The 13742-nt window shown below is 73.8% G+C and carries 13 protein-coding genes and 2 pseudogenes; 8 read left to right on the top strand and 7 right to left on the bottom strand.

Going from position 1 to position 13742, the window contains the following annotated elements; translation table 11 throughout:
- From ACFYP4_RS04255 to ACFYP4_RS04245, 3 genes and pseudogenes are all read left to right on the top strand, one after another.
- Positions 1-183 (top strand): annotated as a pseudogene (locus ACFYP4_RS04255) (glucose-6-phosphate isomerase); the annotation flags it as partial.
- Between the two features lie 15 nt (positions 184-198).
- Entirely contained in the window at positions 199-1077 is an 879-nt protein-coding gene (gene gnd / locus ACFYP4_RS04250) for a phosphogluconate dehydrogenase (NAD(+)-dependent, decarboxylating) (RefSeq protein ID WP_358853037.1), read from the top strand.
- 5 nt (positions 1078-1082) lie between these two features.
- Complete coding sequence (locus ACFYP4_RS04245) at positions 1083-1688, top strand: histidine phosphatase family protein (protein ID WP_358852994.1); 606 nt, start codon at positions 1083-1085, stop codon at positions 1686-1688.
- Between the two features lie 480 nt (positions 1689-2168).
- On the opposite strand, the gene ACFYP4_RS04240 is transcribed toward ACFYP4_RS04245, so the two are convergent.
- Positions 2169-2732: a TetR/AcrR family transcriptional regulator gene (locus tag ACFYP4_RS04240; protein ID WP_358852995.1), complete on the bottom strand. Its 564-nt coding sequence runs from the start codon at positions 2730-2732 to the stop codon at positions 2169-2171.
- Positions 2733-3043: 311 nt separating this feature from the next.
- On the opposite strand from ACFYP4_RS04240, the gene ACFYP4_RS04235 reads away from it, so the two are divergent.
- The gene (locus ACFYP4_RS04235) at positions 3044-4009 is read left to right on the top strand and encodes an NAD(P)-dependent oxidoreductase (protein WP_358852996.1); all 966 of its coding nucleotides are present in this window, start codon (positions 3044-3046) and stop codon (positions 4007-4009) included.
- On the opposite strand, the gene ACFYP4_RS04230 is transcribed toward ACFYP4_RS04235, so the two are convergent.
- Positions 3962-4462, bottom strand: a complete 501-nt coding sequence (locus ACFYP4_RS04230; RefSeq protein WP_358852997.1) for a TIGR03618 family F420-dependent PPOX class oxidoreductase — start codon at positions 4460-4462, stop codon at positions 3962-3964. The genes ACFYP4_RS04235 and ACFYP4_RS04230 overlap by 48 nt on opposite strands.
- A gap of 108 nt (positions 4463-4570) precedes the next feature.
- Between ACFYP4_RS04230 and ACFYP4_RS04225 the strand changes: the two genes are divergently transcribed.
- The 3 genes from ACFYP4_RS04225 (at position 4571) to ACFYP4_RS04215 (ending at position 7924) form a co-directional block, all read left to right on the top strand.
- Complete coding sequence (locus ACFYP4_RS04225) at positions 4571-5146, top strand: TetR/AcrR family transcriptional regulator (RefSeq protein ID WP_358852998.1); 576 nt, start codon at positions 4571-4573, stop codon at positions 5144-5146.
- Entirely contained in the window at positions 5143-6627 is a 1485-nt protein-coding gene (locus tag ACFYP4_RS04220; RefSeq protein WP_388782621.1) for an MFS transporter, read from the top strand. Before ACFYP4_RS04225 ends, ACFYP4_RS04220 begins: the two co-directional genes overlap by 4 nt.
- A gap of 70 nt (positions 6628-6697) precedes the next feature.
- Positions 6698-7924 carry a serine hydrolase domain-containing protein gene (locus tag ACFYP4_RS04215; RefSeq protein ID WP_358853000.1) on the top strand — a complete coding sequence of 409 codons (1227 nt, stop codon included), beginning with the start codon at positions 6698-6700 and terminating at the stop codon, positions 7922-7924.
- Positions 7925-7979: 55 nt separating this feature from the next.
- On the opposite strand, the gene ribA is transcribed toward ACFYP4_RS04215, so the two are convergent.
- A complete protein-coding gene (gene ribA / locus ACFYP4_RS04210; RefSeq protein WP_358853001.1) occupies positions 7980-8675 on the bottom strand; it encodes a GTP cyclohydrolase II in 696 nt (231 codons plus the stop codon).
- 182 nt (positions 8676-8857) lie between these two features.
- Between ribA and ACFYP4_RS04205 the strand changes: the two genes are divergently transcribed.
- Positions 8858-9631, top strand: coding sequence for a creatininase family protein (locus ACFYP4_RS04205; RefSeq protein WP_388782717.1), 774 nt, complete (start codon positions 8858-8860; stop codon positions 9629-9631).
- Positions 9632-10137: 506 nt separating this feature from the next.
- On the opposite strand, the pseudogene ACFYP4_RS04200 reads toward ACFYP4_RS04205, so the two are convergent.
- The 4 genes and pseudogenes from ACFYP4_RS04200 to ACFYP4_RS04185 all read right to left on the bottom strand — a co-directional run.
- Positions 10138-10896, bottom strand: a pseudogene (locus ACFYP4_RS04200) (lysylphosphatidylglycerol synthase domain-containing protein); the annotation flags it as partial.
- 233 nt (positions 10897-11129) lie between these two features.
- Positions 11130-12059: a class I SAM-dependent methyltransferase gene (locus tag ACFYP4_RS04195; protein WP_358853002.1), complete on the bottom strand. Its 930-nt coding sequence runs from the start codon at positions 12057-12059 to the stop codon at positions 11130-11132.
- Complete coding sequence (locus ACFYP4_RS04190) at positions 12056-13249, bottom strand: glycosyltransferase family 4 protein (protein WP_388782616.1); 1194 nt, start codon at positions 13247-13249, stop codon at positions 12056-12058. The genes ACFYP4_RS04195 and ACFYP4_RS04190 overlap by 4 nt, the downstream gene beginning before the upstream one ends.
- Positions 13246-13644 (bottom strand): 6-pyruvoyl tetrahydropterin synthase family protein, encoded by a 399-nt coding sequence (locus tag ACFYP4_RS04185; RefSeq protein WP_388782613.1) that lies wholly within the window; start codon positions 13642-13644, stop codon positions 13246-13248. The genes ACFYP4_RS04190 and ACFYP4_RS04185 overlap by 4 nt, the downstream gene beginning before the upstream one ends.
- Positions 13645-13742: the final 98 nt, after the last annotated feature.

Genomic DNA, 13742 nt, shown 5'->3' with positions numbered 1-13742 from the left:
CACAAGGTGTTCGTCCAGGGCGCGGTCTGGAACATCGACTCCTTCGACCAGTGGGGCGTCGAGCTCGGCAAGGTCCTCGCCAAGCGCGTCGAACCCGCCCTCACCGACGGCACCGACGTGCCCGGTCTCGACCCCTCCACCGCTGCCCTCGTGGCCGCTTACCGCACTCTCCGGAAGAAGTGAACTGACATGACCACGATGCAGCTCGGTCTCATCGGCCTCGGCAGGATGGGCGGCAACATGCGCGAGCGGATACGCCGCGCGGGCCACACCGTCATCGGCTACGACCGCAATCCCGACGTCTCCGACGTGAGCAGCCTCGGCGAACTCGTCGAGAAGCTCGAAGGTCCCCGCGTGGTGTGGGTGATGGTCCCCGCGGGCGGCCCGACCCAGTCCGTCATCGACGAGCTCGGCGACCTGCTGGAGCCCGGCGACACCATCGTGGACGGCGGCAACTCCCGCTGGACCGACGACGAGAAGCACGCGGGAGAGCTGGCGGCCAAGGGCATCGGCTTCGTCGACGCGGGTGTCTCGGGCGGCGTCTGGGGCCTGGAGAACGGCTACGCCCTGATGGTCGGCGGCGACGCGGAGAACGTGGCGAAGGTGCAGCCGGTCTTCGACGCCCTCAAGCCCGAGGGCGACTTCGGCTTCGTGCACGCGGGCAAGGTCGGCGCCGGCCACTTCTCCAAGATGGTCCACAACGGCATCGAGTACGCGATGATGCAGGCCTACGCCGAGGGCTGGGAACTGCTGGAGAAGGTCGACTCCGTCACCGACGTGCGCGAGGTCTTCCGGTCCTGGCAGGAGGGCACGGTCATCCGTTCCTGGCTGCTCGACCTCGCCGTCAACGCCCTGGACGACGACGAGCACCTCGGCAAGCTGCGCGGCTACGCCGAGGACTCCGGCGAGGGCCGCTGGACCGTCGAGGCGGCCATCGACAACGCGGTGCCGCTGCCGGCGATCACCGCGTCGCTCTTCGCCCGCTTCGCGTCCCGGCAGGACGACTCCCCGCAGATGAAGATGATCGCGGCACTGCGCAACCAGTTCGGCGGCCACGCCGTCGAATCGGCGAAGTAGGCGTCATGGGCGACCTCCTGCTGGTCCGTCACGGCGAGACGGAGTGGAGCGCCTCGGGACAGCACACCAGCTGGACCGACCTGCCCCTTACCCGGCGGGGTGAGGAGCAGGCCAGGTCGCTCGCCCCGCTGCTCGCCGGCCGCACCTTCGCCCTGGTGCTCACCAGCCCCCTGGCCCGCGCGGTCCGCACCGCGGAGATCGCGGGCCTGGCCGGTGCCGTACGGGAGCCCGATCTGCGCGAGTGGGACTACGGCGCGTACGAGGGCGTCACGACCGTCGACATCCACCGGACCCGGCCCGACTGGTTCCTGTGGGACGACGGGGTGCCCGCCGGACCGGACGGCCATCCGGGCGAGTCCCCGGACGAGGTGGGACGGCGCGCCGACCGTGTGCTGTCCCGGGTGGCGCCGGCGCTCGACGGCGGGGACGTGGTCCTGGTCGCGCACGGGCACTTCCTGCGCGCGCTGACCGCCCGCTACCTGGGCCTGTCCGCGGCGGAGGGCCGGCTGTTCCAGCTCGCGACCGGAACGGTGGGCCGGCTCTCCACCGAGCATGAGCGTCCGGTGATCGCCGAGTGGAACAGCCCGGCAACCGCTGTGCCGGTCCACTAGCTTCCGCATCGCCGCGGAAGCTGCTGCGGAAGTCGCGCAGAAGTCGCCGTAGAAGTCGCCGCACCCCCAAAGAGGTTCCGCTCCGCCCGCCCGGGCGGAGCGGAACCTCTCCGGCGTACGCAGTCGGCCGCCGTCCTGCCGTGCGCTCAGCCGTCGGCACCCGTACGCGCCGCGGACGACCGCGGACCACTTCCGGCCGGCCGCCGACCCAATCCGCCGGAACGGGTCCGGCCAGTCACCCGGACGCTCCGTCGGCGCCGTGAGGCGGAGCCCCGGGCCGGTCGGGCGACGGTGCCGGGCGGACATCGTGCGCCCGGCACCGTAGAGTTCGACTTCACGCACACCGGCCGGGTTCAGGGACGGCCGGTGTGCGCGAAGTCCGTCGCGCACCCGGGCGGGCGCCGCCGGGGGTCCTCGGCCGCGCCCGCCCGGGCCGGCGTCCCGGCGCCCGGAACTCCCGCCTCGCGTGCGGCTTCCGGGTCAGCCGGCGCGGTCGGCGGCGGCGTCCAGGAGCGGGCCCAGTTCACGGGCCACGGTCGTCAGAGCGCGTACGTCCCGTTCGGTCCTGGCGATCAGGAGCGCGCCCTCCAGGGCACTGATCATGAGCGTCGCGAGGGGTTCGGCACGTTCGGGCGGGACGCCCATGTCCGTCAACGCCCGTGCCACCGGCCGGTTCCAGCAGGCGAACGCGGCGGCGGCAGCGGCCCGGGTGGACTCGGTGGACTCCGCGCAGTCCACCGTCGCGGCGGCGACCGGGCAGCCCGACGCGAACCCGAGCGAGCCGTACTCGTCGGTCCACTGCCGCACCATCGCGGTGAACAGTCCGCTCGGCCTCGGCTCGTCCAGTTCGGCGAGGAAGCGGGCCACGCGCCTGCCCGCGTAACGGCCGGCCCAGTCCACCGCCTCGTTGACCAACTGCTCCTTGCCGCCGGGGAAGTAGTGCTGGAGCGAACCACGGGGCGCCCCCGCGTGCACGGCGACGTCGCGCATGCCGGTCGCGGCGACCCCCTGGCGCCGGATCAACTGCGCGGCGCTGAAGACCATCCGCTCGCGCGGCCCCCGCCCCGCAGCCGCCCCCCTCCCCGATCTCGCGCTCCGCCCGGAATCCGCTGCCCCCTCGGGATCCGCTGCCCGCTCGGGATCTGCCATGTCCGACTCCCGTCCTGCCCGCGTCGCCCCGACCGGAGGGGCCGGGCGGCTCATGCACGCACCCGCCGCGGACCGCGCCGCGGCGGCCGCGGGGAGGGCCCGCCCCTCCACTATGACAGCCGTCATGGCGCGGAGTACTATGACAGCCGTCATAGTCAGTGAGCGGCGGGGCCCACCGGTGCGCGGGCCAGGGACGGCGGTGCGTCGTGTACGTGGGTTTCCTCGGCCTCGGAGTCATGGGGCAGCCGATGGCGCTGAATCTGGCCCGGGCCGGCACTCCCCTGATCGTCTGGAACCGCACCGCCGCACGGACCGAACCACTGCGGGCCGCCGGCGCCGACGTCGCCGCCACAGCCGCCGAGGTCCTCGCCCGCGCCCGGGTGACGTTCCTGATGCTGGCCGACGAGGCGGCCACCGACGCGGTCCTCGGCCGCGGCACCCCCGACTTCGCGGTCCGCGTCGCGGGGCGCACCCTCGTGCACATGGGCACGACGTCGCCCGAGTACTCACGGGACCTCGGGGCCGACGTCCGGGCGGCGGGCGGGCGCTACGCGGAGGCGCCGGTGTCGGGTTCCCGGGGGCCGGCGCAGGACGGACGGCTCGTGGCGATGCTGGCCGGGGACGACGCGGTCGCGGCGGCCGTACGCCCCCTCCTCGCCCCGATGTGCCACGAGACGTTCGACTGCGGTCCGGTCCCGAACGCGCTGCTGATGAAGCTCTCGGTGAACCTGTTCCTGATCACGCTCGTGACCGGGCTCGGCGAGGCCTTCCACTTCGCGGACCGGCACGGCCTCGACCACCGGCTGTTCCTTGACGTGCTGGACGCGGGACCGATGGCCAGCGGGGTCTCGCGCATGAAGGCGCCCAAGCTGCTGACCGAGGACTTCACGGTGCAGGCGGCGGCACTGGACGTCCTGAAGAACAACCGGCTGATCGCCGGAGCCGCGCGGCGGGCGGGCCTCGCGTCGCCCCTTCTGGACGTCTGCCACGCCCTGTTCGAGGAGACGGTGTCGCTCGGGCACGGCGGATCGGACATGGTGGCCGTCCTGCGCGCCATCGAGGCCAGGACCGGCGAGGGCCACGAGACGTCCGCGAACGGCCGGCCGAGCCCCCTCGCCGACGGGTCAGCGCCCGCGCGGGATGCCGTACGCGCGCTCCACCCGGAGCCGTAGGACGAGGCGGCGGTCGCGGACCATGGCGGCGCGGTAGTCGTCCCAGTCCGGGTGTTCGCCCCGGACGTCGCGGTAGAGCCGGACCAGTTCCTCGACGGTCTCGTCGTGCGGGTCGCGGGCGACCGGCGTGAGATCGGCCGTGCCCTCGGCGACCGTGTACGCCCATCGGTCGTCGCTGGTCACGTGGTACGACGCGCGGGGATCCCGGCGCAGGTTGCGGGTCTTGGCTCGGTCGTCCGTGAGCGAGACGCGGACGGTCCGCTCCTCGGGGCAGTAGGCGTGGTTCACGTTCGACAGCTGGGGGCGGCCGTCGCGTTTGAGGGTGACCAGCACTCCCCCGTCGCACTCCGAGAGCAGGGTGAGCAGTGCGTCCTGCGCCTCCCGGGCCCGCCCGCTCTCCTCGGCCTGGTGCGCGCCGTCCGCGCCGGTCCCGTCGTTCGCCTCGCGAGTCATGCCGTCGTCAACGCTACGGCCCGCCGGGGGCATTCCGCGCGTGGCCCTTTCCGCGATCCGGGAGCGGTCCGCGTAGACACTGTCTACTACGCCTGGTAGACAGGGTCCATGCATGAGCCGGAACCAGGGCTGCGCGCCCGTCTGATCCAGGTCGGCGTCGACCTGGTCACCGCCGAAGGGGCGCAGGCGCTGTCCCTGCGCGAGATCGCCCGGCGCGCGGGGGTCTCCCACGGCGCCCCGCGCCGCCATTTCCCGACGCACCTCACCCTGCTGTCCGCGATCGCGCGGCGGGGCTTCACCGACCTCGGAGCGCGGGCCGTGGAGGCGCTCGACGAAGCGGCCGACCCGCGCGACAGCCTCCTGACACTGGGCCGCGTCTATCTGGACTTCGCCCTCGCCAACCCCGGCATGTACGAACTGATGTTCCGTCACGACTTGCTGCGCAGCGACGAGTTGGGGCTGCGCGAGACGAGCCTGCCCCTCTTCGGCGTCCTGGTGGACCTGGTCGGACGGGTGCGCCCGGAGGCCGACGCGCCGCTCGTCGCGGGCGCCCTGTGGGCGAACCTGCACGGCATCGCCCAGCTGTGGAGCTGGGGCAGCCTGCAACTCGCCACGGGCACCGCCGACGTCGTACCCCTGCTGCGTACGGCGGTCGACGCGCACCTCGGGACGGCGGGCCGATGACACCGCACCGCCTGCTCACCCTGACGAGCAGCGTCGCCGGCGCCGCGATCGTCGCCCTGGACGGCACCGTGCTGTCCGTCGCCCAGCCCACGCTCCGCCGGGAGTTGCACGCCTCCTTCGCCCAGGTCCAGTGGACGAGCACCGGCTATCTCATCGCGGTGGCCTCCCTGCTGGTGTTCTCGGGCCGGCTCGGCGACCGCTACGGCCACCAGCGGGTCTTCGCCACCGGAGTGCTGGGCTTCGGCGCGGCCTCGGCGGGGATCGGCCTGTCCTCGGGCATCGGCTGGGTGATCGGGCTGCGGGTGGCGCAGGGAGTCTTCGGGGCGCTGCTCCAGCCGGCCACCCTCGGGATGCTGCGTGCCGCGTTCCCGCCCGACCGCCTCGGCATGCCGGTCGCGCTGCGCACCAGCGCCGTCGGAGTGGCGGCGGCGGCCGGCCCCGTCGTCGGCGGGGTGCTGGTCACCCAACTGGGCTGGCGCGCCGTGTTCTTCCTCAACGTCGTACCCGCGCTGGTGCTGGGCGCGCTGGCGCTCGTCGTCCGCGACCCCGCCCGGGCACCCGTTTTCGCGGCCGGGGTCGGCGCTTCCGTGGGCGAGAAGGGGACGGCCACGGCCCTCGGCCCCTCCCCGGCACGCACTCCGCTCGACGTGCCCGGCGCCTGTCTGCTCGCCGCCGCACTCGCCTGCCTGGTGCACACGCTCGTCGGCACGTCCGCGGCGAACGGACCCGAGGGCACCGTCCTGGGGCTGCTGGCCGTCCTGGTCCTGGGAACCGTCTTCGTGCGCCACGAACGGCGCACCGCGAGCCCGCTGTTGCCCGCCGCGATCCGCGGCTCGGCGACCATCGGCGCGGCGGTCGGCATGCTGGTCACCGCGTCGGCGGCGATGCTGGGAACCCTGTTCGTCGGCACGTACTTCCTTCAGGACGTCCTCGGCCTGACCCCGTTGCAGAGCAGCCTGCGGGCGCTTCCCGGACCCGTGATGATGATCCTCGGCGCGCCCCTCTCCGCGATGCTGATGCGGCGCTTCGGATCCCGGCGGACGGCGGTCACCGGAATGACGCTGCTCACCCTCGGCATCCTCGTGCTGTCCCGGCTCGGCCAGGGGGCGACCGCGGCGCACATCGGTGCCGGTTTCCTGCTGCTGGGCGCCGGGTTCGGGGCGGTGATGGTGACCGCGACGGCTGTCGTCGTCCGCCAAGCGCCCGAAGGCTCGGCCGGTGTGGCGGGCGGACTCCAGCAGACGGCGATGAACGTCGGACCGACCGTCGGAGTGGCGGTCGCTACCACGATGATCACGCACACGGGCGTCGAGACGGGCCCCGCCCTGGCCGTCCTCGCCTGTGTCTCGGCGCTCGGGATGCTGCTCGGCCGTGCCCTGCCGGGACGGCCGGACGCGACCGCCGGCGCCGTGGCCGCCGTCGCCCCCTCGCGTCCCCTGCCCGGGTCCGGGGAATTACCGCACCAGGGGGAAGCCCCGTAGACGCGCCGGCCGCCGGGTACGAGACCATGGAGGTGAGCCGGTCCCTCGGGCCGCCGCCGGGAGGAGAGCCATGGGAACCCTGGAGCAGGAGGTCGAGCCGGGCGAGGCCGGGCTCGATCCCAAGGCGCTCGTCCGGCTGGACGAGCACTTCGCGCGCCTGGTCGACGCGGGCCGGCTCCCCGGCTACCTCGTCTCCGTGTCCCGGCACGGCCGCGTCGCCCACCTGACGGCGTACGGGCACCGCGACCTGGCGGCGCACCTCCCGGTCACCGCCGACACGTTGTGGCGGATGTACTCGATGACCAAGCCCGTCACCTCGGTCGCCGCCCTGATGCTCCTCGAAGAGGGACGCATCGGCCTCGACGACCCCGTCGCCCGCCATCTCCCCGCCTTCGCCGACCCGCAGGTCTACGTGGCGGGTTCGGGAGCCGACGTCAGGACCCGGCCGGCCGCGCGACCTCTGCTGATCCGGCACCTGTTGACCCACACCGCGGGTCTGACCTTCGGCTTCTACCACCGGCATCCCGTCGACGCGCTGTACCGGCAGGCCGGTCTGGAGTCGTCCGTGCCGGCGGGCGCCGACCTCGCCACGGCCTGTGAGGTGTACGCGCGTCTGCCCCTGCAGTTCGAGCCGGGCACACGGTGGAACTACTCGGTCGCCACGAACGTCCTCGGCCGGGTCGTCGAGGTGGTGTCGGGCCGGGATCTCGACGTCTTCCTCGCCGAGCGGATCTTCGGACCGCTCGGGATGACGGACGCCGGGTTCCACGTCACGCGGGAGCAGTCCGGCCGGCTCGCCGAGCTGTACGGCGAGGACGGCGAGGGCGGCATCACCCCGATCGCCGGGCTGCCCCTGCACGGCCGTCCGCGGCTGCTGTCCGGCAGCGGCGGACTGGTCGCCACCGCCCACGACTACCACCGCTTCATGGAGTTCCTGCGCCGCCGCGGCGAACTCGACGGCGTCCGGCTGCTGGCCCCGCAGACCGTGGACCTGATGGCCTCCAACCAGCTCCCCGGCGGCGTCGACATCCGCACCCACGGCAGCCCCGGGCACGACGAACCGGGCAACGCGGGGCTCGGTTTCGGCCTCGGCGTCTCGGTCGTGATCGACCCGGCCGTGACCGCGGCTCCGGCCGTCCTCGGCTCGTACGGCTGGAGCGGAGTGGCCAGTACGACGTTCTGGGTCGACCCGCGCCGGGACCTGACCGTGCAGTTCCTCACCCAGCTGCGGCCGACGGGCTCGCACACGGTCTTCCCCGACGTACGGCGACTGGCGCACGAGGCGGTCGTGGACTGAGGCGCGCCCGGGGGCGGCCGGGGCCCGCCCGGCGGCGGGCCTCCGTCGTCCCGTCTCACTCCTCGGTGCCGGCGCTCTTCACCGAACCGCAGAAGACCGCCTCCGCCGGGACCTTGTCCAGGTGCGGCAGGTCGTGATCGAGGCGCTCGCGCTTGGTGAGCAGGTAGCCGAGGTTCTCCTCGCAGGGCTCGATCAGCAGCGGGACCTGCTCGGCGACCTTGATGCCGTTGCGCAGCAGGGCCTCGCGTTTGCGCGGGTTGTTCGACAGGAGCCGCACCGAACGCACACCGAGGTCGTGCAGCATGTCCGCCGCCACCCGGTAGTCGCGGGCGTCCACCGGAAGACCGAGCGCGAGGTTCGCCTCGACCGTGTCCAGCCCCTCCGACTGGAGCTTCATCGCCCGCAGCTTGCCCAGCAGGCCTATTCCCCGGCCCTCGTGCCCCCGGAGGTAGACGAGAACACCGCGCCCCTCGGCGACGATCTCCCGCAGTGCCCTGACGAGTTGGGGGCCGCACTCGCAGTGCGTGGACCCGAACGCGTCACCCGTCAGGCACTCCGAATGCAGCCGGGTGAGTACCTGCTCCTCCCCGATGTCCCCGTGCACCAGGACCATCTGTTCCTCCCCGCTGCGGTGATCCAGGTATCCGACGGCCTGGAAATCGCCGTACACGGTGGGCAACGGGGCGGTCACGACTCGGGTGACACCCGTGGACCGGGCCTGTCCGCCGAGCACGCCGACGTTCTCTGTCATGATCTGGTTCCTATCTGCTAAAGCGCCAGCGCTGGCGGTACGAGACGAAAGGCCGGGACGACATGAGCACTTCGGGCATCGAGCCGACGGGGGCCGGGACGGCGCCGACGGACATTTCGCCGACGGACATTTCCGCGACGCCCCCCGGAAATCCGCCGTCCCAGGTGCGCGAGTTCCCGGCAATGGTGCGCAACTCCCTCGCTCCGGCGGACACGTCGCAGGACGTACGCGACCGCATGGACGGTGCCGCACGCCAGGTCGCCGTTCTGCCGGTCGGCAGTTTCGAGCAGCACGGCGCGTATCTTCCGCTGGCCACGGACACGTTGGTGGCCTGCGCCATAGCGCGCGGGATAGCCGAGGCCCATCCCGTGCACCTCCTTCCTCCGGTGACCATTTCCTGCTCCCACGAGCACGCCGCCTGGCCGGGGACCGTCAGCATCTCCTCCGTGACCCTGCACGCGGTAGTGCGGGACATCGCCGAATCGCTGCGGCGTTCGGGCGTCGACGCCCTGGTCCTGGTCAACGGACACGGCGGGAATTACGTCCTGGGAAACGTCGTTCAGGAATCCGTCGGCAGCGGCACACGAATGGCGCTTTTCCCCGCGGCGGAGGACTGGGAGGCGGCGCGTGTGGGGGCGGGTGTGCAGACCTCCCTCCTCAGCGACATGCACGCCGGGGAAATAGAGACCTCCATCCTTCTGCACACGCATCCGGAGTCGGTACGACCCGGTTACGAGACCACCGATTTCCTCGCCGACGACCGCAGGCATCTGCTGACCGTCGGCATGTCCGCCTATACCGAGTCCGGGGTCGTCGGGCGGCCGTCACTGGCTTCCGCGGAGAAAGGGAAAGCCATGCTGGCGGAGCTGGTCGAATCCTTCGGCACGTATTTCTCCCTGCTCACCTCGGCGGCGGAACTCCCGGGGGACGCGGCCGCCGGCCGTCGCCGGCCGTGACGCGCCGCGCTCGCCGGCCGCGCGGGAGGTGAGCGCGGAAAGGGCGCCGGAGTGACGTGGTGGCCGCGGAGGGGACCCGCACCGGGCGCGGGGGCCGGGGCGGCACCGTGCGGGACGGCACGCGCGGGGGCCGGTGCCGGTACGACGACGCGGCGCGGGCGTGCCGTGCCGGAGGCCCGGGCGGGTACGACGAGGGGGTGCGGAGCGGCGGGGGCGGACGCGGGGGACGTGCTGGTGGGAGCCGTCCCGGCAAGGTCCGACGCCGGGGACGTGACGGTGGGAGCCGTCCCGGCAAGGTCCGACGCCGGGGACGTGCCCGAGGAAACCGCCCCCGCAACGTCCGACGCCGGGGACGTGCCCGAGGAAACCGCCCCCGCAGGCACCGTGTTCGCGCGGGAGCGCCGGGCCCCGCCGTACCACCGGGCGATCAGCACGAGGACACCCGGCAGCGCCGCCGCGAAGCTGAGCACGCCGTAGACGACGGCGACGCCCAGTCCCGTACTGGCACCGAGCCCCGCCGCGCCGAAGGCCCAGGCCGTGACACCCTCCCTGGGACCCCAGCCGCCGACGTTCAGCGGCAGGCCCATGGCCAGCAGGGCCAGCAGGGCCAGAGGCAGCAACTCGGCGGCGGACGCGGTCGATCCGGCGACCCGGGCGGCGAGCAGGAACATCGCGAGATGACCGGCCAGCACCGCGGTCGAGGAGACCAGCACGCCGGGCCAGCTGCCTCGGGCGAGCAGCGCCCGACGTGCCTCGGCGAGAGCGGCGCGCACGGCGCGACGGCGGGACGAGGAGCCCGGCGCCCGGCCCATCCGGACCGCGGTCACGACCGCCAGGGCGCCCAGCGCGGCGAGCGCGAGCAGCCCGGTGAGGTGACGGGCCTGCGCCAGGACCGGCGAGGGCTGCGTGAGCAGGACCCCCGCGCCGGCGACAAGAAGGACCGCCTGACCCGCCGTCCGTTCCAGGACGACCGCGCGGACACCGCGGCCGATGTCACCCGTGCTCTGTCCGTGCCGCACCGCCCGGTGCACGTCACCGAGGACGCCGCCGGGCAGCGCCGCGTTCAGGAACAGGGCGCGGTAGTAGTCCGCGACGGCCGCGCCGAGCGGCAGCCGGATGCCCAGGCCCCGGGCCACCAGGCACCAGCGCCAGGCGCTGAACACGGTGGTGAGCAGGCCCAGGCCGAGCCCCAGGAGCAGGGCCGTCCCGTCGATGCGTCGCAGCCCGTCCAGGAAGACACCGGTGCCCAGCCGCCACAGCAGCACGCCGAGGATGAGGGATCCGGCGACCGAGCCGACGCGGGTCCGCGCCGCCGGGGATCCGGCACGGAGCAGCAGGGCCCGGGCACGGTCGCGCCTCCGGGCGGCTCCTGGCGCCGGCCGCGTCCCGGAGCGGGCGTCCGCGCCGGGGCCCGGCTCCGCCTCGGCCGCCGCGGCCGAGGACCACCACGCGGCCCGCGCGCCGGTGACCCGGCCGCCCGTCACCGCTCCCCGCCCGTTCACGACGAGCCGCCCGCCGGGCCCGGCAGTGCCAGCAGGTCGCTGTGCTCGACCACCACCCGCAGTTCGCCCGCCTCGCACTCGGCGAGCCGGCGGCGCAGAAACGCTTCGGCGGCGGTGGCCAGCCCGGGGCGCTGTTCGACGGCCGCCGCGACCCAGCCGCGCAGCCACTCCGCGGTCAGCTCGGCATGCGCGGCACCGAGCCGCCACGGGCTGGAGCGCACGTGTACGGTCGCGCCCAGCCGGGTGAAGGCCTCGCGGGCCGCGGTGACCGCGTCGGGGCCGAGCAACTCCCCCCGGCGCTGGTGTGCGTTGAAGGCGTCGGCGATCTCGTCGTCCAGCGGGTCGGCCGGGGTCAGCCGCACGCTTCCGGCGACGGAGAGCGTGAGCAGCGCCGGGCAGCCGGCGCCGGCGCAGGCCGCGGCGAGCACGTCCACCTCGTCGCGGGTGAGTACGTCCAGCAGGGCGGACGCCGTCACCAGGGACGCGCCGGCCAGGCCGTCCGCGGTCAGCCGCCCGATGTCGCCGCGCTGCGTGGTGACCGTGATCCGGCTGCCGTCGGCGGAGGCGCGGGGCGCCCCCACGGTGGCGAAGTGCAGCAGGTAGGGGTCGCGGTCGTGCAGGACCCAGTGCTGGGGGCCGTCGAGGAGGGGCGCGAGCCAGCGGCCCATGGATCCGGTTCCGCAGCCCAGGTCGTGGACGACCGTGCCGTTGCCGCGCCGCGACAGGTTGGCGAGCCGGATGCGCAGCGGGTCGAGCAGGTCGTGCGCGCGGGCGTCGGCGTCCGCGCCTTCGCGCAACTGGAGCCAGCGGGGCGCGAATCGGGGCACCTCGACGGATCCCGCGCCCGCGACGACCTCGTCCTTCGCGGGTTCGCCGGACGCCGTCGTGTGTTCCGGTGTTCCGGACGGAGTCGTCGTCGCGTTCATGCGGCCCTCCCCGGTTCCTGCCGGAGCCGCCCGAGAACACCCGCGAGGCTCCGGGCGGTCGTCGCCCAGCCGCCGAGGGCGGCCCGGCGCCCGCGGGCGGCGGACTTCAGCCTGCGGCGCACGTCGGCCTCGCCGAACCAGGCGCGCAGCTCCCTGGCCAGGGCCGCCGGGTCCTCCGGCGGTACGAGGATGCCGGGCACCCCGCCGTCCGGCGCGCGCCCCACCGCCTCGGGCAGGCCGCCGACGTCGGTGGCCAGTACGGGGATTCCGCGGGCGAGCGCCTCGGTCACCGCCATGCCGTACGTCTCGGCGTACGAGGCGAGGACCATGAGGTCGGCGGCGGCGTAGCTCGCGTCGAGTTCCGCGCCGGCCTGCGGACCCGTCAGACGCAGCCGGTCCCCGAGCCCGAACTCGTCGATGGAACGGCGGAGTCGGGCGACGTACTCCGGGTCCTGTGCGAACCCGCCGACGAAGGTGCAGCTCCAGGGCAGGTCGGTGACGGTCGCCAGGGCCTCGACCAGCCGGTGCTGTCCCTTGCGGGGGGTCACGGCGGCGACGCAGAGCAGTCGCGAGACGCCGTCGGTGCCGGGGGCGAGGGGGGCGATGTCGGCGCCGGGGACGGCGACATGGACGCGCTCGGGGGCGAGTCCGTGGTGGGCCACGAGCCGGCGGACCGCCCATTCGCTGGTGGCCACGACGGCCGGCACGGCACGCAGCGTCGTGCGTTCCAGCGCGTCCAGCTCCGCCGCGACGGCGGGGGCGAGGCCCCGCTCGTCGCCGAGGGGCAGGTGCACCAGGACGGCCAGGCGCAGCCGCCGGGCCTGCGGGACGACGACCTCGGGGACGCCGCAGGCGACGAGTCCGTCCAGCAGGACGACGGTGCCGTCGGGCAACTCGGCGAGTGTGCGGGCGAGTTCGGCGCGCGCGGCGGGCTCGGGCCGGGGCCAGTCACCGGCGACGGTGTGGCGGCGGACCTGCCAGCCGAAGCCGGGCAGGTCGAGGCAGACCCGCCGGTCGTAGGCGTTGCCGCCGCTCGGTGCGGTCGAGTCGTCGACCCCGCCGGGCATGACGAAGTGCACGGAGCTGAGGGACATGGGGATGATCTCGGCGTTCTTGAGGGCCGCGTGCTGCACGGGCACGTAGTCCAGGGCGGGCCCGGCGGCCACCTGTTCCAGGGTCACGTCGGTCACAGGGCACGCTCGTAACTCGCCCAGGCGATGTGGGACTCGTGCAGGGTGACGGTGATGCCGGCGAGACCGCGGGCTCCTTCGCCCAGCGCGCCGGCGTGCACCCGGTCGGCGAGGCGGTCGGCGATCACCTTGGCGAGGAACTCCGTCGAGGTGTTGGTGCCGGCGAAGTCGGGCTCGTTGTCGAGGTTGCGGTAGTTCAGGTCGTTCACCACGGCGCCGAGCTCCTGTGTGGCCAGTCCGATGTCGACGACGATGTTGTCGTCGTCCAGCTCGGCGCGGCGGAAGGTGGCGTCCACGAGGAACGTCGCTCCGTGCAGGCGCTGTGCGGGTCCGAAGACCTCGCCGCGGAAGCTGTGGGCGATCATGAGGTGATCGCGGACGGTGATACTGAACAACGGACGACCCTCCAGGTGCGGTGCGTCTGATCCCCTTGCCGGGGGCCATGCCGAGTAGTACGGCTGCCCCGTACGCGTTGTTCAGCCGCCGGTTCCCC

Origin of the sequence: Streptomyces sp. NPDC005551 (assembly GCF_042871785.1) — a bacterium.
Lineage (GTDB): Bacteria > Actinomycetota > Actinomycetes > Streptomycetales > Streptomycetaceae > Streptomyces.
Note: the sequence above shows the minus strand (reverse complement) of the source record. Positions and strands in the feature narration are given on the sequence as shown.